This is a genomic window from Variovorax sp. ISS6 (assembly GCF_056523145.1).
In genome coordinates this window covers 6,684,317-6,707,114 of record NZ_JAWRZC010000001.1, presented here as the reverse complement: position 1 = coordinate 6,707,114, position 22,798 = coordinate 6,684,317, and the positions used below count along the sequence as shown (strand labels likewise).

The 22,798-nt window shown below is 69.2% G+C and carries 24 protein-coding genes and 1 tRNA gene; 7 read left to right on the top strand and 18 right to left on the bottom strand.

All coding sequences use genetic code 11. The features are described 5' to 3' along the window. Positions 1-7: 7 nt before the first annotated feature. Together AC1HIL_RS30980 and pcp are read left to right on the top strand one after the other, a co-directional pair. Positions 8-271 (top strand): hypothetical protein, encoded by a 264-nt coding sequence (locus AC1HIL_RS30980; RefSeq protein ID WP_479670780.1) that lies wholly within the window; start codon positions 8-10, stop codon positions 269-271. Between the two features lie 59 nt (positions 272-330). After that, a complete protein-coding gene (gene pcp / locus AC1HIL_RS30975; RefSeq protein ID WP_479670779.1) occupies positions 331-1,005 on the top strand; it encodes a pyroglutamyl-peptidase I in 675 nt (224 codons plus the stop codon). Between the two features lie 9 nt (positions 1,006-1,014). Here pcp and AC1HIL_RS30970 read toward each other — a convergent pair whose 3' ends face one another. Continuing rightward, entirely contained in the window at positions 1,015-1,725 is a 711-nt protein-coding gene (locus AC1HIL_RS30970; RefSeq protein WP_479670778.1) for an alpha/beta fold hydrolase, read from the bottom strand. Positions 1,726-1,848: 123 nt separating this feature from the next. On the opposite strand from AC1HIL_RS30970, the gene AC1HIL_RS30965 reads away from it, so the two are divergent. Further along, the gene (locus AC1HIL_RS30965) at positions 1,849-2,457 is read left to right on the top strand and encodes a Yip1 family protein (RefSeq protein ID WP_057596065.1); all 609 of its coding nucleotides are present in this window, start codon (positions 1,849-1,851) and stop codon (positions 2,455-2,457) included. 44 nt (positions 2,458-2,501) lie between these two features. Then, the gene (locus tag AC1HIL_RS30960) at positions 2,502-3,200 is read left to right on the top strand and encodes a histidine phosphatase family protein (protein WP_057596064.1); all 699 of its coding nucleotides are present in this window, start codon (positions 2,502-2,504) and stop codon (positions 3,198-3,200) included. A 6-nt stretch (positions 3,201-3,206) separates the two neighbouring features. Here AC1HIL_RS30960 and AC1HIL_RS30955 read toward each other — a convergent pair whose 3' ends face one another. The 3 genes from AC1HIL_RS30955 to AC1HIL_RS30945 all read right to left on the bottom strand — a co-directional run bounded on the left by AC1HIL_RS30955 (position 3,207) and on the right by AC1HIL_RS30945 (position 6,710). Continuing rightward, positions 3,207-4,796: an N-acyl-D-amino-acid deacylase family protein gene (locus AC1HIL_RS30955; protein WP_479670777.1), complete on the bottom strand. Its 1,590-nt coding sequence runs from the start codon at positions 4,794-4,796 to the stop codon at positions 3,207-3,209. A 94-nt stretch (positions 4,797-4,890) separates the two neighbouring features. Then, the gene (locus tag AC1HIL_RS30950) at positions 4,891-6,267 is read right to left on the bottom strand and encodes a tetratricopeptide repeat protein (RefSeq protein ID WP_479670776.1); all 1,377 of its coding nucleotides are present in this window, start codon (positions 6,265-6,267) and stop codon (positions 4,891-4,893) included. Between the two features lie 44 nt (positions 6,268-6,311). Next, entirely contained in the window at positions 6,312-6,710 is a 399-nt protein-coding gene (locus AC1HIL_RS30945) for a tautomerase family protein (protein WP_479670775.1), read from the bottom strand. 111 nt (positions 6,711-6,821) lie between these two features. On the opposite strand from AC1HIL_RS30945, the gene AC1HIL_RS30940 reads away from it, so the two are divergent. Further along, positions 6,822-7,685, top strand: a complete 864-nt coding sequence (locus AC1HIL_RS30940; RefSeq protein ID WP_057596060.1) for a LysR substrate-binding domain-containing protein — start codon at positions 6,822-6,824, stop codon at positions 7,683-7,685. A gap of 80 nt (positions 7,686-7,765) precedes the next feature. Here the strand turns inward: AC1HIL_RS30940 and AC1HIL_RS30935 are convergent, their stop codons facing one another. From AC1HIL_RS30935 to AC1HIL_RS30910, 6 genes are all read right to left on the bottom strand, one after another. Next, positions 7,766-9,253 (bottom strand): ABC transporter substrate-binding protein, encoded by a 1,488-nt coding sequence (locus AC1HIL_RS30935; RefSeq protein WP_479670774.1) that lies wholly within the window; start codon positions 9,251-9,253, stop codon positions 7,766-7,768. 229 nt (positions 9,254-9,482) lie between these two features. Continuing rightward, entirely contained in the window at positions 9,483-10,979 is a 1,497-nt protein-coding gene (locus AC1HIL_RS30930) for an ABC transporter substrate-binding protein (protein ID WP_479670773.1), read from the bottom strand. Between the two features lie 121 nt (positions 10,980-11,100). Beyond that, positions 11,101-11,907 carry an ATP-binding cassette domain-containing protein gene (locus AC1HIL_RS30925; protein WP_479670772.1) on the bottom strand — a complete coding sequence of 269 codons (807 nt, stop codon included), beginning with the start codon at positions 11,905-11,907 and terminating at the stop codon, positions 11,101-11,103. Next, on the bottom strand, positions 11,904-12,887 hold the full coding sequence (locus AC1HIL_RS30920) for an ABC transporter ATP-binding protein (protein ID WP_479670771.1): 984 nt from the start codon (positions 12,885-12,887) through the stop codon (positions 11,904-11,906). The genes AC1HIL_RS30925 and AC1HIL_RS30920 overlap by 4 nt, the downstream gene beginning before the upstream one ends. 23 nt (positions 12,888-12,910) lie before the next feature. Next, positions 12,911-13,792: an ABC transporter permease gene (locus AC1HIL_RS30915; protein WP_479670770.1), complete on the bottom strand. Its 882-nt coding sequence runs from the start codon at positions 13,790-13,792 to the stop codon at positions 12,911-12,913. Beyond that, on the bottom strand, positions 13,789-14,739 hold the full coding sequence (locus tag AC1HIL_RS30910; RefSeq protein WP_057596054.1) for an ABC transporter permease: 951 nt from the start codon (positions 14,737-14,739) through the stop codon (positions 13,789-13,791). The genes AC1HIL_RS30915 and AC1HIL_RS30910 overlap by 4 nt, the downstream gene beginning before the upstream one ends. 117 nt (positions 14,740-14,856) lie before the next feature. Between AC1HIL_RS30910 and AC1HIL_RS30905 the strand changes: the two genes are divergently transcribed. Further along, the gene (locus tag AC1HIL_RS30905; protein ID WP_479670769.1) at positions 14,857-15,150 is read left to right on the top strand and encodes a YfhL family 4Fe-4S dicluster ferredoxin; all 294 of its coding nucleotides are present in this window, start codon (positions 14,857-14,859) and stop codon (positions 15,148-15,150) included. Here AC1HIL_RS30905 and AC1HIL_RS30900 read toward each other — a convergent pair. The 8 genes from AC1HIL_RS30900 to AC1HIL_RS30865 form a co-directional block, all read right to left on the bottom strand. After that, positions 15,136-15,615 carry a hypothetical protein gene (locus AC1HIL_RS30900; RefSeq protein WP_422095978.1) on the bottom strand — a complete coding sequence of 160 codons (480 nt, stop codon included), beginning with the start codon at positions 15,613-15,615 and terminating at the stop codon, positions 15,136-15,138. The genes AC1HIL_RS30905 and AC1HIL_RS30900 overlap by 15 nt on opposite strands. A 96-nt stretch (positions 15,616-15,711) precedes the next feature. Then, complete coding sequence (gene pth / locus AC1HIL_RS30895) at positions 15,712-16,344, bottom strand: aminoacyl-tRNA hydrolase (RefSeq protein ID WP_479670768.1); 633 nt, start codon at positions 16,342-16,344, stop codon at positions 15,712-15,714. An 83-nt stretch (positions 16,345-16,427) separates the two neighbouring features. Beyond that, the gene (locus AC1HIL_RS30890; protein ID WP_057595145.1) at positions 16,428-17,069 is read right to left on the bottom strand and encodes a 50S ribosomal protein L25/general stress protein Ctc; all 642 of its coding nucleotides are present in this window, start codon (positions 17,067-17,069) and stop codon (positions 16,428-16,430) included. Between the two features lie 135 nt (positions 17,070-17,204). After that, positions 17,205-18,179, bottom strand: coding sequence for a ribose-phosphate pyrophosphokinase (locus AC1HIL_RS30885; protein ID WP_057595146.1), 975 nt, complete (start codon positions 18,177-18,179; stop codon positions 17,205-17,207). Between the two features lie 174 nt (positions 18,180-18,353). Then, a tRNA-Gln gene (locus AC1HIL_RS30880) sits at positions 18,354-18,430 on the bottom strand. Positions 18,431-18,502: 72 nt separating this feature from the next. Beyond that, a complete protein-coding gene (ispE, locus tag AC1HIL_RS30875; protein WP_261216999.1) occupies positions 18,503-19,393 on the bottom strand; it encodes a 4-(cytidine 5'-diphospho)-2-C-methyl-D-erythritol kinase in 891 nt (296 codons plus the stop codon). Further along, complete coding sequence (locus AC1HIL_RS30870) at positions 19,390-19,917, bottom strand: lipoprotein insertase outer membrane protein LolB (RefSeq protein ID WP_479670767.1); 528 nt, start codon at positions 19,915-19,917, stop codon at positions 19,390-19,392. Before AC1HIL_RS30870 ends, ispE begins: the two co-directional genes overlap by 4 nt. Further along, positions 19,917-21,815 (bottom strand): tetratricopeptide repeat protein, encoded by a 1,899-nt coding sequence (locus AC1HIL_RS30865; RefSeq protein ID WP_479670766.1) that lies wholly within the window; start codon positions 21,813-21,815, stop codon positions 19,917-19,919. The genes AC1HIL_RS30870 and AC1HIL_RS30865 overlap by 1 nt, the downstream gene beginning before the upstream one ends. A gap of 71 nt (positions 21,816-21,886) precedes the next feature. On the opposite strand from AC1HIL_RS30865, the gene mutM reads away from it, so the two are divergent. After that, entirely contained in the window at positions 21,887-22,696 is an 810-nt protein-coding gene (mutM, locus tag AC1HIL_RS30860; RefSeq protein WP_057595149.1) for a bifunctional DNA-formamidopyrimidine glycosylase/DNA-(apurinic or apyrimidinic site) lyase, read from the top strand. The last annotated feature ends 102 nt before the right edge of the window (positions 22,697-22,798 follow it).

Here is a 22,798-nt window from a genome sequence, read left to right as displayed (position 1 = left end):
CATCGCCATGACATCCAAGCTTCTTCCGCTCGCCCTGGCCCTGCTGTTCGCGGGCGGTCCGGTCCTCGCTCAGCCCAGCGGCGGCTTCCATCTCTACCGCAGCACGGTCAGCGGCAAGCAGGTCTGCTCGCAGAATCCGATCAGTCCCGACTGGGTGAAGCAGGGCGGCCCCTACAAGGACCAGGACTGCAAGGTCGAGGACAAACCGGCGCCCGCGCGCACCGACCTGCCGGCCAGCCCGCTCGACCTGGCGCCCAAGCCGCAGCGCTAGCAGGACACGGCGCGCGTGCCTGCGGTACCCTTCGCGGTCCCGTCCCGCGCGCCGCCGCCATGCCATCGCCGAAAAAACCGCCGCCTTCGTCCGTGCTGCTGACCGGCTTCGAGCCCTTCGGCGGCGAGGCCATCAATCCTTCATGGGAAGCGGTGCGCGCGCTCGACGGCTGGACGCACGCCGGCGCGCTGGTGCATGCGCGCCAGATGCCCTGCGTCTTCGGCGCGGCCATCGAGTCGCTGGCCGAGGCGATGGACGAACTCAAGCCGCGGCTGGTGCTGTGCATCGGCCAGGCCGGCGGCCGCGCCGAGGTCACGCCCGAGCGCGTGGCGATCAACATCGACGACGGCCGCATCGCCGACAACGCGGGGCGGCAGCCGGTCGACGTGCCGGTGGTGCCCGAGGGCCCCACGGCCTATTTCTCGACGCTGCCGATCAAGGCCATGGTGCGCGACCTGCGCGCCGCGGGCGTGCCGGCCTCGGTGTCGAACACGGCCGGCACCTTCGTGTGCAACCACCTCTTCTATGGGCTGATGCACGAGCTCGCACGCCGCGCGAAGCCGGGCGTGCGCGGCGGCTTCATCCACATCCCCTACCTGCCCGAGCAGGCGGCGAACTTTCCGGGCGCGCCGAGCATGGCGCTCGCGACCTTGGTCGAAGCGCTGCGCATTGCGGTGCGCACCGCGCTCGAGGTCGAGCGCGACATCGCCGAGACCGGCGGCCAGCTGCACTGACCCCGGCGTTCAGGCGGCGAAGAGTTTCGCCAGCCAGCCGTTGAGCGCGTCGTTGACCAGGGCCGGCTTCTCCATCGTCAGCATGTGGCCGCACTGCGGCACCCAGACCACTTCCGCCTGCGGCAGCAGCGCCGCCAGTTCGCGCGTGCATTCCGGCGGCGCGAGGCGGTCGTCGTCGCCGCACATCAGCAGCACGGGCGCGCGCAGCGACCCGAGGTGCGTGCGCGCATCGGGCCGGCCCATCACGGCGCGGTTCTGGCGCGTGAGCTGCTCGGCGCCGGCGCCCAGCACCATGTCGAGGTAGCGCTGCACCAGCACCGGGTCGGCGGCCTGGGCCGGGTGGAAGGCGAAGAACACGTTGGGCTCGATCACCTCGCGCAGCTCGCCGCGCGCGAAGTACTCGATCGCGCCTTCGCGCAGCGCGCGCATGTCGGGCGTCTCGGGCCGCGCGCTCGTGCCCAGCAGCGCCAGGCCCGCGATGCGCCCGGGCGCCTGGCGCGCGGCCTCCATCGCGACCATGCCGCCCATCGAGGCGCCGCACAGCACCAGCGGGCCGGGGTTCTCGGCCAGCACGGCCGCGGCCATGCCCTCGATGGTGGCGTGGCGCAGCTGGACGTCGCTCACGCGTGGCGAGAGCGAGGAGGGGAGGGCGGGGAGCTGGGCGTCCCACAGGCGTGCATCGCACGCGAGGCCGGGAAGAAGTACGAGGGTGGCAGGCATGCCGCGATTCTGCGCGAGGACCCGATGTCGGCGCATCGACATAGGCTTCCTGGCCAGCAGCCAGACGCGCCGCGGCTCGACATACTCGCGCCGCCACCCCTTCTCCTTTTCCTTTCGACTGCCATGAACCTGGTTCAACGCGTGCAGGACATCCTGCTCAAGCCCAAGGCCACCTGGCCGGTGATCGACGCCGAGCCCGAGGACGCCGCCTCGCTCTACAAGAACTACCTGATGATCCTCGCGCTGATCCCGGCCGTGGCCGGCTTCATCGGCCTGTCGGTGATCGGCATGGGCGCCTTCGGCGTCAGCTTCCGCGTGCCGCTGCTCGCGGGGCTGGTCAACATGGTGGTGGGCTACGTGCTGTCGCTCGTGGTGGTGTTCGTGGTCGGCCTCGTCGTCGATGCGCTCGCGCCCACCTTCGACGGCGTGCAGAGCCCGGTCGCCGCGCTCAAGCTCGCGGTCTATGCCTCCACCGCCTCGCTGGTCGGCGGCGTCTTCAGCCTGCTGCCCTCGCTGTCGGTGCTGGGCGCGCTGTGCGGCCTCTACGGCATCTACCTGATCTACCTCGGCCTGCCGGTGCTGATGAAGTGCCCGGCCGACCGCGCGCTGCCCTACACCGCGGTGGTGGTGGTCTGCGCGATCGTCGGCGGCTTCACGATCGCCTGGGTGCTCTCGCTGCTCACGCCCTCGCCGGCGCTGCGACTGGGCGCACTGCCGCTGGCCTTGGCCTGAAAGCGCACCCTGCGCGGGTGCCGGTGGTGGGACAATGGCGGTCGATGCCCACGCCCAAACCCGACACCACCACCGACATCATCCTCATCCGCCACGGCGAGACCGCCTGGAACCGCGAGCTGCGCTTCCAGGGCCACGCCGACGTGCCGCTCAACGACATGGGCCACGAGCAGGCGCGCCGCATCGGGCTGCGGCTGGCGCAGGAAACCGCGGTGCGGCACGTGATCAGCAGCGACCTGCTGCGCGCGCAGCAGACGGCGGCGCCGGGCGCCTCGCAGCTTTCGCTGCCGATCGCCACCACGGCCTCGCTGCGCGAGCAGTTCTTCGGCATCGCCGAGGGCATGCGTTCCGAGGAGATCCAGTCCCTGCATCCGCGTGCCTGGGAAGAGTGGCTGGAGTTCCGCGAGGACCACGCCATGCCCGAGGGCGAGACGCCGCGCGAGTTCCATGCGCGCATCGTCGCGGCGCTCGGCACCATCGCCGGCGCGCACCGCGGGCAGCACCTGATCGTGGTCACGCACGGCGGCGTGCTCGACATGGTGTGGCGCACCGCGCACGGCCTGAGCCTCAGCGGCCCGCGCCGCAGCGAGATTCCCAACGCCGGCTTCAACCGCATCCGCATCGCCGATCCCGCGGCGCCCGAGGCGATCGAGATCGTCGAGTGGGCCGACACGCGGCACCTGGCCGACCTGCCGCCGCAGCCGACCTACGACCAGACGCGGCACCTCCAGCGCAAGGACTGAAACGGCTCAGCCGCAACTGCCCGCCTTCGGCGTGCGCAGCAGCGGCCGGCCCGCGCCGACGCCCGTCGGCTGCCCCTGGTCCACCGCGAGCTGGCCGTTCACCAGCACCGTGCGCACGCCCTCCGACAGCAGCGTCGGCTGCGTGTAGGTGGCACGCGCGGCGAAGCGCGCGGGATCGAACACCACCACGTCGGCGTAGTAGCCGGGCCGCAGGTGGCCGCGTTGCACCAGCCCCAGCGTGTCGGCCGTGAGCGAGGAACTGCTGCGGACGAACTGCGCGAGCGAGATCGCGTGTTCCTTCACCACGTACTGCTCGTACTTGCGCGCGAAGGTGCCGTAGGCGCGCGGATGGCCCTGCGAGGAATCCGACGAGGTCATGACCCAGGGCTGCTTCATGAAGGCGCGCACGTCGTCGTCGCTCTGGTTGAACGAGGCGATCATCAGGTCGCCGTCGCGCAGCACCGCGATGGCGGCGTCGACCGGATCGGCGTTCGTGTCCTTCGCGACCTGCGCCAGCGTCTTGCCCACGTACTTCACGCTGCCGGCCGAGAACAGGATCGCGTCGGGCCCGCCGCGCAGCCGCAGGTTCTCGCGCATGCCGCCGCGCAGCCGCTCCTGCACCGCGGCATCGTCGAAACGCTGCAGCAGCGCGGCGCGGCCGCCATCGATGGCCCAGGGCGGGATCAGCGCGGCCGAGAAGCGCGTGCTGGAGGCGGTCCACGGGTAGTGGTCGGCCGTGATGTCCAGGCCTTTCGCGCGCTCGCGTTCGATGCGCTCGATGATGTCGCCGCTCTGGCCCTGCACGTCGACACCGAGCGCCTTGATGTGCGCCACGTGCACCGGCAGCTTGGCCTCGTGGCCGATGCGGATCACCTCGTCGATCGAGCCCTTGAGCCCGATGTTGTACATGGACTCGTCGCGGATGTGGCTGTCGTAGAGCCCGCCGTGGCGCGCCGCCACCTTCGCGAGCGCGATCACCTCCTCGGTCTTCGAGAAGTTCTGCGGCGGATAGAAGAGCCCGGTCGACAGGCCCAGCGCGCCCTCGCACATGGCCTGGCTCACGTGGCGGCCCATGGCCTCGAGCTGCTCGGGCGTGGGCTGGCGGTTGGCCTCGCCGAGCTGGCTGGTGCGCACCGGTCCGAAGCCGACGTACATCGCGACGTTGGTGCCCACCGGCACGGCGCGCAGCTTTTGAGCCTGGGCCGCGATGTCCCAGCCGCCGAAGCCGTCGTTGCCGATCACGGCGGTGGTCACGCCCTGGGTCAGGAACGGGATGTTGAGGCGCTTGCGCGCATCGTTCGAATGCAGGTCGGTGTCGGCATGCGTGTGGGCGTCGATGAAGCCCGGCGCCACCACCATGCCGGTGGCGTCGATGGTGCGCTTCGCCTTGAACTGCGCGGGCATCGCGCGGCCCGCGAACACGATGCGGTCGCCCGCGATGCCGACGTCGCCGACCACGGGCCGGTCATCGTCGCCGGTGTAGACGATGCCGCCGCGCAGCAGCAGGTCGAGTTCGACCGGTGCGTCGGCCGGCTGGGCGTGGAGCGAGGGTGCGAGGAAGGCGAGCGCGGCCAGGGCGATGAGCGAGGTCTGCATGGGGCGGTGGGACGGCTGGTGGAAACGCCGGCCAGTGTGGAGTCGCCCCGCGCATGCCGCCAATTCCTTTTGCGGCACGCCCCATGTCCTGAACTCATGAGCGCGCGGCGATCTCCGGCAGGCCCAGTTGGCGGTAGACCTTGGCCGCCTGCCGGCGCAGCCGCAGCGATTCGGGCTGGCCGTTGACCTGCTGCTGCAGGATGCCCTGCGCGCCGGTCAGCGTGGCCTCGGTGCCGCTGCGCACCAGCGCGTCGAGGTAGACCTGCTCGAACAGGTCGCGCTGTGCATGGCTGCCGCCGATCTCGATCATGCGCGGCAGCGCGGTGCCGAGGCCGTCGATCGCCGCGGCCAGGTCGCCGCGCGCATGGGCGCGCAGGCCGTGCGCGGCCGGCACGCACACGCGCTGCCAGGCCGCGCGCGTCGATGCCGGCGCATGCGGCGCGAAGGCCTCGATGTTGGCCAGCAGCGTGTCGGCCTCGGGCCGGCCCGCGCGCGCCAGGCCGTAGAGGTACTGCAGGTCGAGGAAGGGCAGCACGTGGTCGGCCTGGCGCTGCAGCAGGTGCCTTGCCACGTCGTCCCAGCGATCGCCGACCTCCACGCCCGCGAGCTCGAGCCGCGCGAGCAGCGAGACGGCGCCGATCTGGTCCTGCGAATATTCCTTGACCACGCCCCAGGCATGGCGGTCGTAGACCGCGAGCGCCTCGTCGCCGCGGCCCAGGTCGATGAGGAACAGCGCCACGTGCCACCAGTTGTGCGTGACCATGAAGGAGTTGAGGCCGACCCAGGTGTCGCTCACGCTTTCCATGAAGGCCAGGCCTTCGGCGAGTCGGCCCTCGGTGAGCATGACGTGCGCGAGCGCATGGTGGGCCCAGGGCTCCTTGCGGCACAGGTCGATCGCGCGGCGCGCGCTGGCTTCGGCCTCGCGCATCAGGTGGCATTGCTCGTAGCCGAAGGCGGCCATGCCGTGCACGTAGGGCACCTCGGCCGCATGCGGCAGCACCGCGAGCGCGAGCCGCAGCATGCCGGGGCAGTCGCCGGTGTTGAAGCAGTGGTACTGGCCGAGCTTGAGCGACACCAGGTCGCGCGGATGCTCGCGCGCCTGCTCGGCATGCAGCGCGATGGCGCGCGCGATGTCGCCGTCGGCCCAGGCCTCGATGGCGGCGATGTAGCGCTGCTCGCGCGGCGTGGCGCGCGCAGCCTGCTCGCGTGCCCTGGCGAGGAAGGGACGCGCATTGGCCACGGCCTCGCGCGATTCGGCGAACAGGTGCAGCGTGGCGCCGTAGGCCTGCACGATGGGGCTCGCGTCGTGTTCGGTGGCGGCGAGCAGGTTGACCGCGCGGGCCTCGCTCGAGATGAAGCCCATGACGAAGTCGTCGACCAGCGGCAGGCTGGCGGCGTCGTCGAGGGTGAGGGGATTGCCGAGGCTGTCGGCGTGGCGGACGGTGTTCGACGTGGGGCTGGCGGAAGGCATGGCGCATCGTGCCATGCCCCCGCGGCGGCTTCAACGCGCCGTCTTCAGACGCCGGCCTGCTGGTGCCGGTACTCCTGGGTCTTGCCGCCGTAGCCGTAGGCCGCGCCGCGCGCGTCGATCACGTGGATGTACGAGACCTCGTGCAGGTTCGGCCGCAGCCTGGCCATGGCCGCATGGACCTCGCGCAGGTAGCGCGCCTTCTCGGCCTTGGTGTTGGTCTCGTCGGTGATGCTGATGTCGAGGTGGAAGGCCGACTTCCCGAGCGCGGCCAGCGACTGGCCGCCGATGAACCAGGCCTCGGCGTCGATGTACTGCACGGTGATGGCGATCACCGGCAGCTGCTTGCCGAGCACGCTCTGCGTGAGTTCGGCGACGGCGTCGACGGTCTGGCGCGTGAGGTCGGCATCGGTTTGGCCGGAGAGGTGGACGACGATGTGGGGCATGGCGGACTCCTTGGTGGATGGGTGGTCGATGGGGTGATTGTGGGCAACGCCTTGTCATCGGAAAAGCGGGAAGATATGATGAAAGCCATCGGAATATCGGATGGATTAGCCATGCAGGGATTCGATCTGGAACAGCTGCGCACGCTGGTGGCGGTGGTCGACGCAGGCAGCCTCACGGCCGCGGCGCCGCGGGTCTTCCTCTCGCAGTCCTCGGTCAGCGAACAGATGCGCAAGCTCGAGGAGCGCGCGGGCCAGTCGCTGCTGACGCGCAGCAAGGCCGGGGTGTCGCCGACCGAGGCCGGCGCGCGGCTGCTGGTCCATGCGCGGCGCATCCTGGCGCTCAGCGACGAGGCCTTCCGCGACCTGCATGGCGAGACGCTGGCGGGCGAGCTGCGGCTCGCGGTCACCGACTACTTTCGTCCGGGCGATCTGACGCAGCTGCTGGCGCGGCTCGCGCAGGGCCATCCGCGCGTGCGGCTGCACGTGAGCATCCTCAAGAGCGACGAGCTGCGCGCGGCCTACGCGCGCGGCGATTTCGACGTGGCGCTGGCGATGCACATCGCGGGCGTGTCGACACCGCCGCCGGGCAGCCCGGCGGTGCTGCGGCGCGAGTCACTGGCCTGGCTGGGCGCGGCCGGGATGCGGGTGGTGCGCGGCGAGCCGGTGCGGCTGCTGGTGCTGCCCGACACCTGCTCGCTGCACCAGTTCACGGTGGCGTTGCTGCGGCGCCGGCACGTGCCCTACGTGCTCGCGCACGTGGCCTCGGGCGTGGCGGGGCTGCAGTCGGCATTGGCGGCGGGGCTCGGGGTGGCCTGCCTCAACGAGTCGGCGATCGGCGAGGGGGTGGCGCGGCTCGCGGCGCCGCATGGGTTGCCGGCCTTGCCGCGCGTGGCCTTCCAGTTCCTGCCGGGGCGCAAGGGGGAGACGGAATTCGTGGCGCGGGTGCGGGAGATGCTGGCTGTGCAGCTGGGGTGAGTTCCTTGCTGGCGCCCCGTGCACGAGGGGCGCTGCGTTGCGCGGCGGGTGCTATCGCCGCGCTCGGAGGAGGCTCGTCGTCAACCCCAGGACAGGGCCGACAGGTCGTTCACGAAGATCGGGTTTTCCTTCCAGATGCCCTTGACGTTCTTCTTCGCCACGGTCGGGAACTGCGGCTGGTAGAGGAAGCCGTTGGCCGCGTCGGTGGCCAGCATCTTCTGCGCGTCGCCCAGCAGCTTGTTGCGCTCGGCGGTGTTGGCGGTGGTCTTGATCTTGTCGAACAGCGTGTCGAAGGCCTTCGACTGGTAGCCCCAGTAGTAGTCCGACTTGGCGTAGTTGCCGAGGTCGAAGGGCTCGACGTGCGAGACGATCGACAGGTCGTAGTCCTTGTTGCCGTAGGTGCCGCTGAGCCATTGCGCCCACTCGACGTTCTGCACCTTCGCCACGATGCCGATCTTGGCGAGCTGGGCCACGATCACCTCGCCGCCCTGGCGCGCGTACGGCGGCGGGGGCAGGGTCAGCTTGAGCTCGAGCGGGGTCTTCACCCCGGCCTCGGCCAGCAGCTTCTTGGCCTTCTCGATGTCGAAGGGGTTGATGCCGGTGGTGTCGACATAGCCGGCCGCGCCGGGCACGTAGTGGCTGCCGATCGGCACGCCGAAGCCGTCGGCCGCGCCCTCGATGACGGCCTTGCGGTCGATGGCCGCGAGGATCGCGCGGCGCACGCGCACGTCGTCGAGCGGCTTCTTGCGGTTGTTGATCGCGAGGATGGTCTTGGCGCGCGAGCCGGCCAGGATGGTCTGGAACTGCGGGTTGGCCTTGAACTGCGGCACCACGCGCGTGCCGATGCGCGGGAACATGTCGACGTCGCCCGAGAGCATGGCCGCGGCCTGGGCCGCGGTGTCGGAGATGAAGCGGAAGGTCGCCTTGTTGATCTTCGCGTTGCCGGGGTTGCGGAAGCCGTCCCACTTGCTCAGCGTGATCGAGGAACCCTTGACCCAGTTGTCGAGCTTGTAGGGGCCGGTGCCCACGGGCTTGGTGGCGTTGCCGTCGGCGCTCTTGGGCTCGACGATCACCGCGGTGGCCTGGCCCAGCACGAAGGGCAGGTCGGGGTCGATCTCCTTGTTGATCACGACCACCGTGTAGTCGTCGGTCGCCTGCGTGCTGAGGTTGGCGAAGGTGCGCTTGTCCTTGTTCGTGCTCTTGTCCGAACCGGCGCGGTCGAACGAGAACTTGACCGTGGCCGCGTTGAAGGGCTCGCCGTTCTGGAACTTCACGCCGCGGCGCAGCTTGAAGGTGTAGGTCTTGAGGTCGGGCGAGACTTCCCAGCTCTCGGCCAACAGCGGCGTGACGCTGCCATCGGCATTGATCTTGGTCAGCGTCTCGAGGATGTTGTACTGCACCACCTCGGCGATCGCGGCCGCGGCGCCCGCGGTCGGATCGAGGCCCGGCGGCTCGAGCGCCATGCCGATCACGATGGCGTCCTTCCGTCCCTGGGCCAGGCCGGCCAGCGGTGTGGCCAGGGCCACGGTGGCGCCAGCGGTGGTGAGGAGGGTGCGACGGTTCAACATACGTGGTGATCTCCGGAAAAACGTCTGGAAAGGCAAAGGGCTGCGCCCAGGGGCAGGGCGCCCCGAATCAAGGCGCGATGCCGCGAAAGACCAGGGCGCAGCAGGAAAGATGCCACGCCGTGCAGCCAAAAGCATTCTCGCGCAGCGCGCTTGCCGCCGATGCCGCGGCGCGGCGCTTTTTTCTCGGGAGGTTCCCGGATGCGCGGCGCTGCGAAAGGTCAGCGGCCACTCACGCCCAGGACATCGCGGCGATGTCGTTGGCGAAGATCGGCGCGTCCTTCCACAGGCCGCGCAGCCCGCGCGCGGCGATGGTGATGAGCTGCGGCTGGTAGAGGAACACGTTGGCCGAGTCCTCGGCCAGGATGCGCTGCGCCTCGCCCAGCAGGCGCAGGCGGTCGGCCTCGCGCGGCGCGTTGCGCGACTTCTCGAACACCTCGTTGAACTTCGCCGACTGGTAGCCCCAGTAGTACTCGGGTCGCGTGTAGTTCACGAGGTCGAAGGGCTCGACATGCAGGATCACCGACAGGTCGTAGTTCTTGTTGCCATAGGTGCCGCTGATCCACTGCGCCCACTCCACGTTCTGGATCTTCGCGACGATGCCGACCTGGGAGAGCTGCGCGGCGATCAGCTCGCCGCCCTGGCGCGCATAGGGCGGGGGCGGCAGCACCAGGTCGAGCTGCAGCGGCAGCTTCACGCCGGCCTCGGCCAGCAGGCGCTTGGCCTTCGCGGGGTCGTAGGGATTGATGCCGGTGGTGTCGACGTAGCCCGGCGCGGTCGGCACGTAGTGGCTGCCGATCGGGATACCGCGGCCGTCAACGGCCGCGTCGATCACCGCCTTGCGGTCGATCGCGGCCGCGATCGCGCGGCGCACGCGCACGTCGTCGAGCGGCTTGCGCTTGTTGTTGATCGCGAGGATGGACTTGCCGCGCGAGGCGTTGAACAGGATCTGGAAGCGCTTGTCGTTCTGGAACTGCGAGAGGCTGCGCGAGACCGAGGCATGCGGGAACAGGTCGATGTCGTTCGACAGCAGCGCGGTGGTCTGCGCGGCCGGCTCCGAGACGAAGCGGAAGCTCGCGCGACGGATCTGCACCGCATCGGCATGGCGGTAGCCGTCCCACTTCGCGAGCACGATCGATGAGCCCTTGGCCCAGTTCTCGAGCCGGTAGGGGCCGGTGCCCACGGGCCTGGTGGCATTGCCCTCGGCCGACTTGGGCTCGACCACGATCGCCGAGGCCTGGCCGAGCTGGAACAGCAGGTCGGGCTCGATCTCCTTGGCGATCAGCACCACCGTGTTCGCGTCGAGCGCCTGGGTCGTGAAGTTGGCGAAGAAGCGCTTGTCCTTGTTGGTGCTGTTGGCGGCCGAGGCGCGGTCGAACGAGAACTTGACCGTGTTCGCGTCGAAGGCCTCGCCGTTCTGGAACTTCACGCCGCGCCTGAGCCTGAAGGTGTAGGTGCGCAGGTCGGGCGAGACCTCCCAGCTCTCGGCCAGGAGCGGCGTGACGCTGCCGTCTGAGTTGATCCTGGTCAGCGTCTCGAAGACGTTGTAGAGCACCACCTCGGCGATCTCGGCGCCGGCCTTGGCCGTGGGATCGAGGCCCGTGGGTTCGAGCGTGAGGCCGAGCACCAGCGTGTCCTTGCGGCGTGCCTGCGCGAGAGCGCCGGCCGGCAGCACGAGGGGCGCGAGCGCGGCGGCGCCGGTGGCGAGGAGGGTGCGTCTGTGAAGCATGGGCGGGCGGTCCTTTGAGCGGTGACAGGGGGCATGCGCCCTCCGGGCGCGCCGCATCATCCGCGAGGAGAGGCCGGGTGCGCAACCAGATGCTTATGCCCTGGTTGCATGACGGGCGCGCTCAGTGCCCCGGTGCCTGCAGCACCGCGCCGAGCAGCGTGCGCGTGTAGGGATGCTGGGCGTTGGCGAAGAGCTCCTGCGGCGTGCCGCGCTCGACGATCTGCCCCTTGAAGACCACGCATACCTCGTCGCACAGGTGGTTGACGACGGCGAGGTCGTGGCTGATGAGCAGGTAGCTGATGCCGAACTGCTGCTGCAGGTCCTGCATGAGATTGAGCACCTGGGCCTGCACGGAGACGTCCAGGGCGCTCACCGGCTCGTCGGCGACGATGAGCTTGGGGCGGGTGATGAGGGCGCGCGCGATCGCGATGCGCTGGCGCTGGCCGCCCGAGAACTCGTGCGGGTACTTGTCGAGGTCGGTGGGGCGCAGGCCCACGGCGGCCAGGGACTCGGCGGCGCGCTCGCGCTGCTCCTTCTTCGAGACCTGGGCCAGCGCTTCGAGCGGCTCGGCCACGATGCGCGCTACCGTCTGGCGCGGGTCGAGGGAACCGTAGGGGTCCTGGAAGACCATCTGGAAGTCGCGTCGGGCCGTGCGCAACTCGTCCTTGCTCAAGGCGTGCAGTTCGCGCCCTTCGAGCTTCACGCTGCCCGAGGTGGGCTTGTCCAGCGCCATCACGAGGCGCGCGATGGTCGACTTGCCCGAACCGGACTCTCCGACGATCCCCACGCTGCGCCCCGCCTGCACCTCGAAGCTCACGCCGTTGAGGGCCTTGACCGTGGGCGGCGGGCCCAGCAGCTTCTCGCGCGGCAGCGCGTAGTGGCGCACGAGGTCGGTGACCTGCAGCAGCGGTGTCTTCGCTTGCGTCATGCCACGGCCTCCGCTTCGATCTCGTCGAGTCGGATGCAGCGCACCGCATGGTCGTCGGGCAGCATCACCGCCGGTGGCCGCGTCGACTGGCAGGCATCGACCGTGTAGCTGCAGCGCCCCGCGAAGGGACAACCCGCGGGCAGGTCCACCAGCTCGGGCACGCTGCCCCGGATGGTCGCCAGCCGCTGCCCCTTCGGCGCCCCGATCACCGGCCGCGCGGCGAACAGCCCCTTGGTGTAAGGATGCGCCCGGTTCGCGAAGAGCGCGCGCGTCGGCCCGCTCTCCACCACGCTGCCGCCATACATCACGAGCATGCGCTGCACGCTGTTGGCGATCACGCCCAGGTCGTGCGAGATCAGGATCAGCGCCATGCCCATCTCGGCCACCAGGTTCTGGATCAGGTCGAGCACCTGCTTCTGGATGGTCACGTCCAGGGCGGTGGTGGGCTCGTCGGCGATCAGCAGGTCGGGCCCGCAGGCCAGCGCCATGGCGATGCCGATGCGCTGGCGCTGGCCGCCCGAGAACTGGTGCGGATAGGCATCCAGGCGCGAGGCCGCGTCGGGAATGCCCACGCGCTGCAGCAGGTTCAGCGCCTCGGCGCGGGCCTGCCTGGCGGTGAGGCCTCGGTGCAGCCGCAGCGGCTCGCCGACCTGGCGCGCGATGGTGTGGACCGGGTTCAGGGCCGTCATCGGCTCCTGGAAGATCATGCCGATGCGGTTGCCGCGGATCCGGCACAGGGCCGACTCGGGCTGCCCGATGAGCTCCTGGCCGTCCAGGCGGATGCTGCCGGTGACCTTGGCGGTGGCGGGCAAGAGGCCCATGAGGGACATGACCGTGATGGACTTGCCGCAGCCCGACTCGCCCACGATGCCGAGGGTCTGGCCGCGCTCGAGCGAGAAGGAGACGCCGCGCACGGCCTGGGCGGGGCCGCGCTGGGTCTGCAGGCCGATGTGGAGGTTGTCGACTTCGAGGAGGGGCATGGGATTGTTGGTGGCCATGTCGCTCACCTCGCACGCGCCAGGCGCGGATCGAGCAGGTCGCGCAGGCCGTCGCCCAAGAGGTTCAGGCCCAGCACCGCCAGCGCGATCGCCATGCCCGGGAAGACGGCCAGGAGGGGCTGCTGGAACATCAGGGTCTGCGCCTCGCTGAGCATGCGGCCCCAGGAGGGTTGCGGCGGCTGCGTGCCCAGGCCGAGGTAGGAGAGGGCGGCCTCGGCCAGGATCGCGATGGCGAAGCGGATGGTGATCTGCACGATCAGCACCGCCGAGATGTTGGGCAGCACGTGCTGCATGGTGATGGCGAATGATCCCTTGCCGCAGGCACGCGCGGCGGCCACGTACTCGCGCGACCAGATGGCGTTGGCCGAGGCGCGTGTGATGCGCGCGAAGGTGGGGATGTTGTAGATGCCGATGGCGATGATGGCGTTGACGATGCCCGCGCCGAAGACGGCCGTCATCATGATGGCCGAGAGGATGGCGGGGAAGGCCAGCGAGAAATCGGAGAAACGCATGATGGCTTCCTCGACCCAGCCGCGGCGCGCGGCCGCCAGCAGGCCCAGGGCGGTGCCGACCACCAGGCCGATGCCCACGGCGATGACGCCCACCAGGATGGAGGCGCGGGCGCCCACCAGCAGCAGCGAGGCCACGTCGCGCCCGAAGGCGTCGGTGCCCAGCCAGTGGCTGGTCGAGGGCGCCTGCATCTTGTTGGCCATGTCCATGGCGTAGGGCGAGTAGGGCGTCCAGAGGTAGGAGACCAGGGCCGCGAGCAGGAGCAAGGCGGCGAGCACGCCGCCGATGACGAAGCTGCGGTGATGGCGCGCGCGCTGCCAGAAGCCGGGCAGCTTGAGGGCGGCGGCGCTGGGGGTCACCGATGCAATGGCGCTCATATGTCGCTCGCCTTGATGCGCGGGTCGATGACGGCATAGAGCACGTCGACCACGAAGTTGACGATGACGACCATGGCCGCGAGCAGCATGACGCAGTTGCGCACGACGATGAGGTCGCGGTTGCTGATGGCCTGGAAGATCAGGCGACCCAGGCCCGGCAGGTAGAACACGTTCTCCACCACGATGGTGCCGGCGAGCAGCTCGGAGAACTGCATGCCCATGACGGTGATGACGGGGATCAGGGCATTGCGCAGCACGTGGGTCCAGAGCACTGCCCGCTGGGTCACGCCCTTGGCGCGCGCGGTGCGCACGAAGTCCTCGCGCATGACCTCGAGCACGGCCGAGCGGGTGATGCGCGCGAGGATGGCCGCCTGCACGACGGCCAGGGACAGGGCGGGCAGCAGCAGGGACTTGAGGCCGGCGAAGACGCCTTCGCCCCAGCCGTCGAAGCCGCCGGCGGAGAACCACTGCAGCTGCACGGAGAAGACGAGGATCAGCAGGATGGCGAACCAGAAGTTGGGGATGGCGATGCCGACCTGGGTGAGGCCCATGAGGCCGACGTCGCCGAGCTTGTTGTGGCGGGCGGCGGCGGTGACGCCCACGAGCAGGGCGAGCACGGTGGTGAAGGCCATGGCCAGCAGGGCCAGGGGGACGGTGAGTGCGAGGCGCTCGAGGATGAGGTCGAGCACGGGGGAGCTGTAGGCGTAGGAGTCGCCGAGGTCGCCGGTGAGAAGTCCGGCGATCCAGTGCCAGTAGCGGGTCCAGGCGGGTTGGTCGAGGCCGAGCTTGGTGGCCAGGGCGGCGACGGCTTCGGGGGCGGCGTCCGGGCCCATGAGCATCTGCGCGGCGTTGCCGGGCAGGATCTCCAGGACCAGGAAGACGATGATGGAGGCGCCGATCAGCGTGCCGATCAGCGTGGCAAGGCGCTTGATTAAGAAGAGGCTCATGGGGCGGGGCGCAGCATAACCCGACAACTGCAACAAGCGTGCCGTAGCACCGGATCCCCGAGGGGATCGCTCTCCCACGTTGCCGCCGGGGACTCCGCCTGCGGGGATAATCGCGGCATGGCCCTCATGATCACCGACGAATGCATCAACTGCGATGTCTGCGAGCCGGAGTGCCCGAACGATGCGATCTACATGGGCGAGGCGATCTACGAGATCGATCCGCACAAGTGCACCGAATGCGTGGGCCACTTCGATGAGCCGCAGTGCGTGCAGATCTGCCCCGTGGCCTGCATCCCGATCAATCCGGCCCACGTGGAAAGCCGCGAGACGCTGCTGCAGAAGTACGAGCGTCTCACGGCAACGAAGACCGCGCTGCCGCAGCCTCCGTCCGCGCCCTCAGCCGGCGTCTGAGGCCGCGGGCTTGCGGCGCTTCTTCTTCGCGCCGCCGTCCTCGCCAGGCTTCGATCCCGGTCTCTCTCCGTAACTCGCCGTGGCCTTGCGCGGCTCGGCCGCGAGCTTGGCGGCGCGCATCTTCTCGAGGCGCTCCTGGGCTTCGAGCCTGCGTTGCGCGAGCGCCGCGCGATGGGCCTCCTGCGCGGCGCTCTGGTCGCGCTGGTGCGCCTGCTTCTCCTCGGACAGTCGCGTGCGCTCGAGCCGGTCGGCGAGCTTCGCGTTGCGCTGCGTGGCTTCGTTGGCGGCCCGGCGGTCGTCGTCGCTGCGCGCGTCGTCCACCTTCACGGTCGTTCCGCCCGCGCACGGGCGGTCGCTGTAGCTGTTGCCGCAGCGCCAGGTCGACGTGCCCGGCTGCTGCGCGAATGCGCTCGTCAGCGCACAGGCACCGATGGCCATCGCGCTCGCGACGATGGTCCGGTGCATGCCGTGCATGCTTCTTCTTCTCTCCCTCGTTGTCGACATCGTTCTTCTCTCCCTCTTGCTTCGCGCTCTGTCGGCGCTTCCCGCGATGAACGCTGGCTAGGGTGCGGCGGGCGCGCTGCCGTCGCCAGGCTCGCGCCGCGGCGGCTTGGGCCGGGGCGGTTTGCTCGTGTGGATGGTGGCCGTGGCCTTTTCCATTTCGCCCGCGAGCAGCGCGGGCAGGGCATGCAGGCTGCGCACGATCGTGTCGTCGATCGCATCGCGCTGTTCCTTCAGCGGCTTCTTGAGCACCCAGTTGATCACCTCCGACTTCACGCCGGGATGGCCGATGCCCAGGCGCAGCCGCCAGTAATCGCCGGTGCCGAGCTGCGCATGGATGTCGCGCAGGCCGTTGTGGCCCGCATGGCTGCCACCGAACTTGAGCTTGGCCTGGCCGGGCACCACGTCGAGCTCGTCGTGCGCCACGAGGATCTCCTCGGGCGCGATCTTGAAGAAGCGCGCAAGCGCGGCGACCGACTTGCCCGAGAGGTTCATGAAGGTCTGCGGCTCGAGCAGCCAGATGCTCTGGCCACCGATGTTGGCGCGCGCCGCGAGGCCGTGGTAGCTGCGCTCGGGCACGAGGTTGAGCTTCCAGTCGCGCGCGAGGGCGTCGATCCACCAGAAGCCTGCGTTGTGGCGCGTGGCTTCGTATTCAGGCCCGGGATTGCCGAGGCCGACGAACAGTTTGATCATGGGGCGGGATTATCGGGCGGTCGCGCAATGCAAAAGGCCCGCGCGAGGCGGGCCTTTGGTTTGCAGCGCGAAGCCGAGAAGAATTACTTCTTGCCGGACTTCTTGGCAGGAGCTGCTGCGGGAGCGGCTTCGGCACCTTCGGCGGCGGGTGCCGGCTCTTCGGCGACCAGCGGCGGCACGGCCGAGACCACGACCGGGTTGGTCTTGCCATGGCTCACGAACTTCACGCCCTTGGGCAGCTTGATGTCGTTGACGTGCAGCGTGGCGTTCTTCTTCAGACCCGAGAGGTCGATCTCGATGAACTCGGGCAGGTCGCTGGGCAGGCAGCTGACTTCGAGTTCGGTCATCACGTGGTTCACGAGGTTGTGGTCGAGCTTGACGGCATCGGACTCTTCCTCGCCCTTGAAGTGCAGCGGCACCTTCATGTGCAGGCGGGTCTTGGCATCGACGCGTTGGAAGTCGATGTGCTGGACCAGCTGGCGGAACGGGTGGTACTGCACGTCGCGCAGCAGCACCTTGCTCACGCTGCCGCCGAGTTCCATCTCGAGGACGGAGGCGTGGAAGGCTTCCTTCTTCAGGGCGTGCCACAGCGCGTTGTGATCGAGCTCGATCAGTTGCGGCTGGCCTTCGCCACCGTAGACGATACCGGGCGTCTTGCCCGAAATGCGGAGACGGCGGCTCGCACCCGTGCCCTGCTTGGCGCGCTCGTAAGCGACGAATTTCATGGTTAACTCCTTGGAGCGAAGGCACGACGGCCATTTCGCTTCTTGAGCGCCGACCGCGACCAGTGCGGCGCCGGTTTCAAAATGACTTCCCGATCGGGGAAGCCGGCTTTTTGCCCGAACGGCAGGAGCGCAATCTCAGAAGAGATTGTCCTGGTCCGAGAACAAACTCATCACCGACTCGCCCTTGGCAATGCGCTGGATCGTCTCGGCGATCAGCGGTGCCACGGAGAGCTGGCGAATCTTTCCGCAGGCGTTGGCGCTGTCGGAAAGGGGAATGGTGTTGGTCACGACCACTTCGTCGAGGGCCGTGCCCTTGCTGAGGCGTTCGATCGCGGGACCCGAGAAGATCGGGTGCGTGCAGTAGGCGTAGACGCTCTTGGCGCCGCGTTCCTTCAGCACCTCGGCTGCTTTGACCAGCGTGCCGGCCGTGTCGATCATGTCGTCCATGATCACGCAGTTGCGGCCGTCGATCTCGCCGATCACGTTCATGACTTCGCTGACGTTGGCCTTGGGGCGGCGCTTGTCGATGATCGCGAGGTCGCAATTCAGTTGCTTGGCCAGCGCGCGGGCACGAACCACGCCGCCGACGTCGGGCGAGACCACGATCAGGTCTTCGTAGTTCTTGGCGCGCAGGTCGCCCAGCAGCACCGGCGAGGCGTAGATGTTGTCGACCGGAATGTCGAAGAAGCCCTGGATCTGGTCGGCGTGCAGGTCCATGGTGAGCACGCGCTCGACACCCACGGTTTCCAGCAGGTTGGCCACGACCTTGGCCGAGATCGGCACGCGGCTCGAGCGCGGGCGGCGGTCCTGGCGGGCATAGCCGAAATAGGGGATCACTGCGCTGATGCGTTCGGCCGAGGCGCGCTTGAGCGCGTCGACCATGATCAGCAGTTCCATCAGGTTCTCGTTGGTCGGGGCGCAGGTGGACTGCACCACGAACACATCGCGTGCCCGGACGTTCTGGTTGATCTCGACGGTGACTTCACCGTCGGAGAAGCGGCCGACGCGGGCGGCACCGAGGGTGGTGCCCAGGTTGCTCGCGATTTCTGCGGCAAGGCCCGGATTGGCATTGCCGGTGAAAACCATGAAATCAGGATGGTGAGCCTGCATGAGCGCGTCCCGGCTGAGCGATTTGGCTTGGGAAAGCCGCCAAAGAGTTACGAGTCCTGGCGACCCTGGGGCCGCCGATTATTGCAGCGGGTCGGCCGCAAACGAAGTGCCGGGTCCAGGGACCGCGGCTTCAAAAAGAAACTACGGCCCGCGGGCCGTAGTGTCTGAAAGATTTGGCAGGGGAGAAAGGATTCGAACCTTTGCATGCTGGAATCAAAATCCAGTGCCTTAACCAGCTTGGCGACTCCCCTACACAGGTCGACGGTTTGCACCGCCTACCGATATATGTCGCATCGAAACGCCTGGGCGCTCCGATCAGTTTCTCAGTCTGCCCAACCCCGGAGTGGATGAGCAGCCAGATTGTTGCATTGGCGAACCTGCCAGCCCGTGGGGCCCGAAAGCAGTTCCGCGTTTTGCGGTTCCTGCTGCATTCTGGCGAACACCGAACTTCCGGAGCCGGTCATCCTGGCTTGAAGTCCTCGAGCGCCGAGCCAATCGATGGCTTCGGTGATCGCGGGACAGAGCCGCTGGGCAACCGGCTGCAGGTCGTTGTGGCCGAAATCGAAAACTTCCTCGCCGAGGCGTAAGGGGTTTTGATCTGCGTGCTGTTCGCGTACTGCAGCAAAGCCCGTGATTATAGCAACAGGACTGGCCCGTTGCAGATCATCCGCAGAAAAAATTAAACGGGTATCGAGTCCCTCGGGTGGTTTGACCACCACGAAGCGTGCCGACGGCAGTTCGATCGGGCGGATTTTCTCGCCGATGCCTTCGACCCAGGCGTTGTGGCCCGAGAGGAAGAAGGGCACGTCGGCGCCCAGCGACAGGCCGATGCGCGCGAGTTCCGCGAGCGGCAGCCGCAGGTTCCAGAGCCGGTTGAGCGCCAGCAGGCAGGTCGCGGCATCGGACGAGCCGCCGCCCATGCCGGCCTGCGCGGGCACCTGCTTGGCGACGCCGATGTGCGCGCCCTGGCCCGGCGCCGCATGGGCCTGCAGCGCGCGCGCGGCGCGCAGCACGAGGTCGTCGGCCGGCAGCGGCACGGTCAGGTCCTCGCGGCTCAGCTGGCCATCGCCGCGCAGCTCGACGTGGAGCGTGTCGCACCAGTCGATCAGCATGAAGACCGACTGCAGCAGGTGGTAGCCGTCTTCGCGCCGGCCGGTGACGTGAAGGAAGAGGTTGAGCTTGGCCGGCGCGGGAAGGTCGTAGATCGCCTTCATGACGCCGGCATGCGCTCGAACACGATGCGCAGGTCGGCCCGCGGCGCCGGCGTTTCGCGCACGGCCTGCAGCCGGCCGCTCGCGAGCTGGCCGAGGTCGGGGCGCCAGCCGGGCACGGGGTCGTTGCGCCCGTCGAGCCAGCCGAACAGCGCGGCGACCGGGATCGCGGCGCCGGTGGCGGCCTCGATCAGCGCGTCGAGCGAGGCATAGCGGCGGGTGTCGTTGCCGTTCTTCAGCAGGGCTTCGCCCGGCGACCAGTGCAACTGGGCCAGCGTGCTGCCGATCGGCGTGGTGAGCGAGAGCTCGCCGGCCTCGGGCGAGCCGCGCAGCTCGAACAGGGCCGAGAAGGTCTGCACCGGCTCGCTGTCCACGCGCAGCGACATGCGGCCGCTCCAGGCGTTCGTGGCGCGCGGCGCGGAGGCCTTCGAGCCGCCCGTGAACTGCGCGCATCCCGCCACCGAGAAAGCCGCGAGTGCCGTCAGCAGCAGGCGCCGGCGGCCGTCGGGGGCTGCGAGCGCCACCATCAAGGCTTGACCCGCAGGCGCTTGAGCGTCTCCTGCAGGGTCTCGTTGTCGGCGTCGCTCAGCAGCGCTTCCTTCCAGATCGTGACCGCGCGCTCCTTCTGGCCGATGCTCCACAGCACTTCGCCGAAGTGGGCGCCGATCTCCGGATCGGGGCGCGTCTTGTAGGCGGCCTCGAGGATGCGGATGGCCTCGGCGGTGTTGCCGAGCCTGAACTCGACCCAGCCCAGGCTGTCGGCGATGAACGGGTCTTCGGGCGCGAGCTGCACGGCCTTTTGGATCAGCGTGCGGGCTTCCTCGAGCCGGATCTTGCGATCGGCGAACGAGTAGCCGAGGGCGTTGTAGGCGTTCTGGTTCTCGGGCTTGAGCTGCATCAGCCGGCGCAGCAGCCGTTCCATCTCGTCGAGGCGGTCGAGCTTCTCGGCCATCATGGCCTGGTCGTAGACGAGGTCGGTGTCGTCGGGTGCGGCGGCCGAGGCCTGGGCCAGCATGTCGTAGGCGGCCTGGAACTGCTTGGCATCGCGCAGCAGCTGCACCTCGGCCAGGAACTTCTGCTTCTTGTCCTCGGGCGTGCGCTCGGGCAGGCCGCGCACGATCTCGCGCGCCTGCGGCAGCTTGCCCTGGCGCGCCAGCAGGCCGGCACGGCGGGTCTGCGCGATCACCAGGTCGTCGGTGTTGTCGATGCGCGCGAGCCAGCGTTCGGCGCCGGTGAAATCCTTGCGCCGCTCGGCCAGTTGCGACAGCAGCAGGTAGGCCTGCGTCACGCCGCGGTTGCGGTCGACGGCCTCGGCCTGCGCGGGGGCCGGCTGGCTGCTGGCCAGCTCGAGGTAGCGCTTGAGCGAGGTCTCGGCCGCGGCGTCCTGGCGTGCCTGGGCCTGCAGGCTGCCGAGCAGCAGCCAGGGTTCGGCGAGTTCGGGGCGCGCAACGGTCAGCGACTGCAGCTGGCTCGAGGCGTCGGCGTAACGGCGGTTCTCGACCAGCACGCGCGAATAGGCCACGCGCAGCTCGGGCGAAGCCTTCGGATTGCCGGCCAGGTAGCGCGTGACGATCGGCTCGGCCAGCGGCTGGCCCGGATCGATGAGTTCGAGCGCGAGCGCAGGCGGCGCATCGGAGGCCGGATCGGCCTGCTGGCCCTTGCGCGCGGCCTCGAGCGCGCCCGCGTTGTCGCCGGCATTGAGACGCAGCCGGCCCACCGTGGCCCAGGCCATGCCCGCCGTCGCGGGATTCTTGAGCTCGTCGGCCAGCGCCTGCTCGACCACCGAGGCGGCGAGCTTCTTGTCGGTGGCGCGCGAGTAGTTGCGCGCGATCACGGCCATCAGGAGCGGCCGCTCGACCTGCGGGCTGGCCGCGATCTCGGCGCGCAGCAGTTCGGTGGTGTCGCCGATGCGGTTGAGCAGGATCAGGATCTGCAGCTCGAAGCGGCGCGCGTCGCGCGAATTGGGCACCGTGTCCTGCCAGGCGCGTGCCGCGGCGAGGGCGGCATCGCCCGAGCGCGATTGCAGCGCGATCTCGATCGCGCGCTGGAACAGCCTGCCGTCGCGCAGCCTGCGCGCCGCATCGAGCACGTACTGGTAACCCGAGCCGGGATCGCCCGAGCGCGCGCTGAGCTCGCCCATGAGGATCTCGTAGAACATGTCGGCGCTCAGGGCCGAGGGCTGCGGCGCGGGATCGGCCGCGGCGGCCGCTGCAGCAGGCTTCGCGGGCGCCGTGCGCGCGGGTGGCTTGGCGGGCTGCGGGCTCGCGGGCGTCGCCGGCTTGGGCGGCGCGCTGCGTTCGATGATGGGGGCCGGGCTGTCCGGCGCGGCGGGGTCGGAGGACTGCGCGTGGACGTGGGCGGCGCAGGCCAGGAGCACGAGTGACGCGGCCGCCGCAAGGCGGTGTCGGCGGGGCGATGGAATCATCGAACCATAATAATCCATGCATTTGAACGAGCACCGCGTGGGGCTTCGTGTCACGCAGTTGTTGGAGCCTCATGCCCGAGCTACCCGAAGTCGAAGTCACGCGGCGCGGAATCGCCGACCGCATCGCCGGCGCGCGCATCGACGCGGTGCGCATCGGCAAGCCATTGCGCTGGGCGCTGATGGTGGCGCCCGAGCTGCTGGTGGGCCGCCGCGTGCGCGAGGTGCGCCGGCGCGGCAAGTATTTGCTGATCGATCTCGACGTGGGCCTGCTGCTGCTGCACCTGGGCATGTCGGGCAGCCTGCGCTTCGATGCCGCCTTGCCCGAGCCCGGTGCGCACGATCACTTCGACCTGGTCACCGACCGCGGCACGCTGCGGCTCAACGATCCGCGCCGCTTCGGCGCCGTGGTCTACGTCGACGACGAGGCCGCGCCCTGGGCGATCAAGCTGCTCGGCGGCCTGGGCATGGAGCCGCTGGGCGAGGCCTTCGACCTCGATGCCTTCCATGCCGGCCTGCGCAAGCGCCGCACCGCGATCAAGCAGGTGCTGCTCGCGGGCGACGTGGTGGTGGGCGTGGGCAACATCTACGCCTCGGAGGCGTTGTTCCAGGCCGGCATCCGTCCCACGCTGTCGGCCGCGCGCATCAGCCGGCCGCGCGCCGCGCGGCTGCATGCCGCGGTCAAGGAGATCCTGGCGCGGGCGGTCGAGAAGGGCGGCAGTACCTTGCGCGACTTCTCCATCGACGGCCAGAACGGCTACTTCCAGCTCGAGGCCACGGTCTACGGCCGCGCCGGCGAACCGTGCAGGGTCTGCGGCACGCCGATCCGGCTGCTGCGCCAGGGGCAGCGCTCGACCTATTACTGTCCGGTGTGCCAGAAGTAGCCCGGACGAAGGGGCGCAGTGCCGCAGCCCGGCCGCAGGTCAATGCACGCGGGTCACCCGGTTTTCAGATTGCGATGTTATATTTGTAAGAAAGTTTTTACA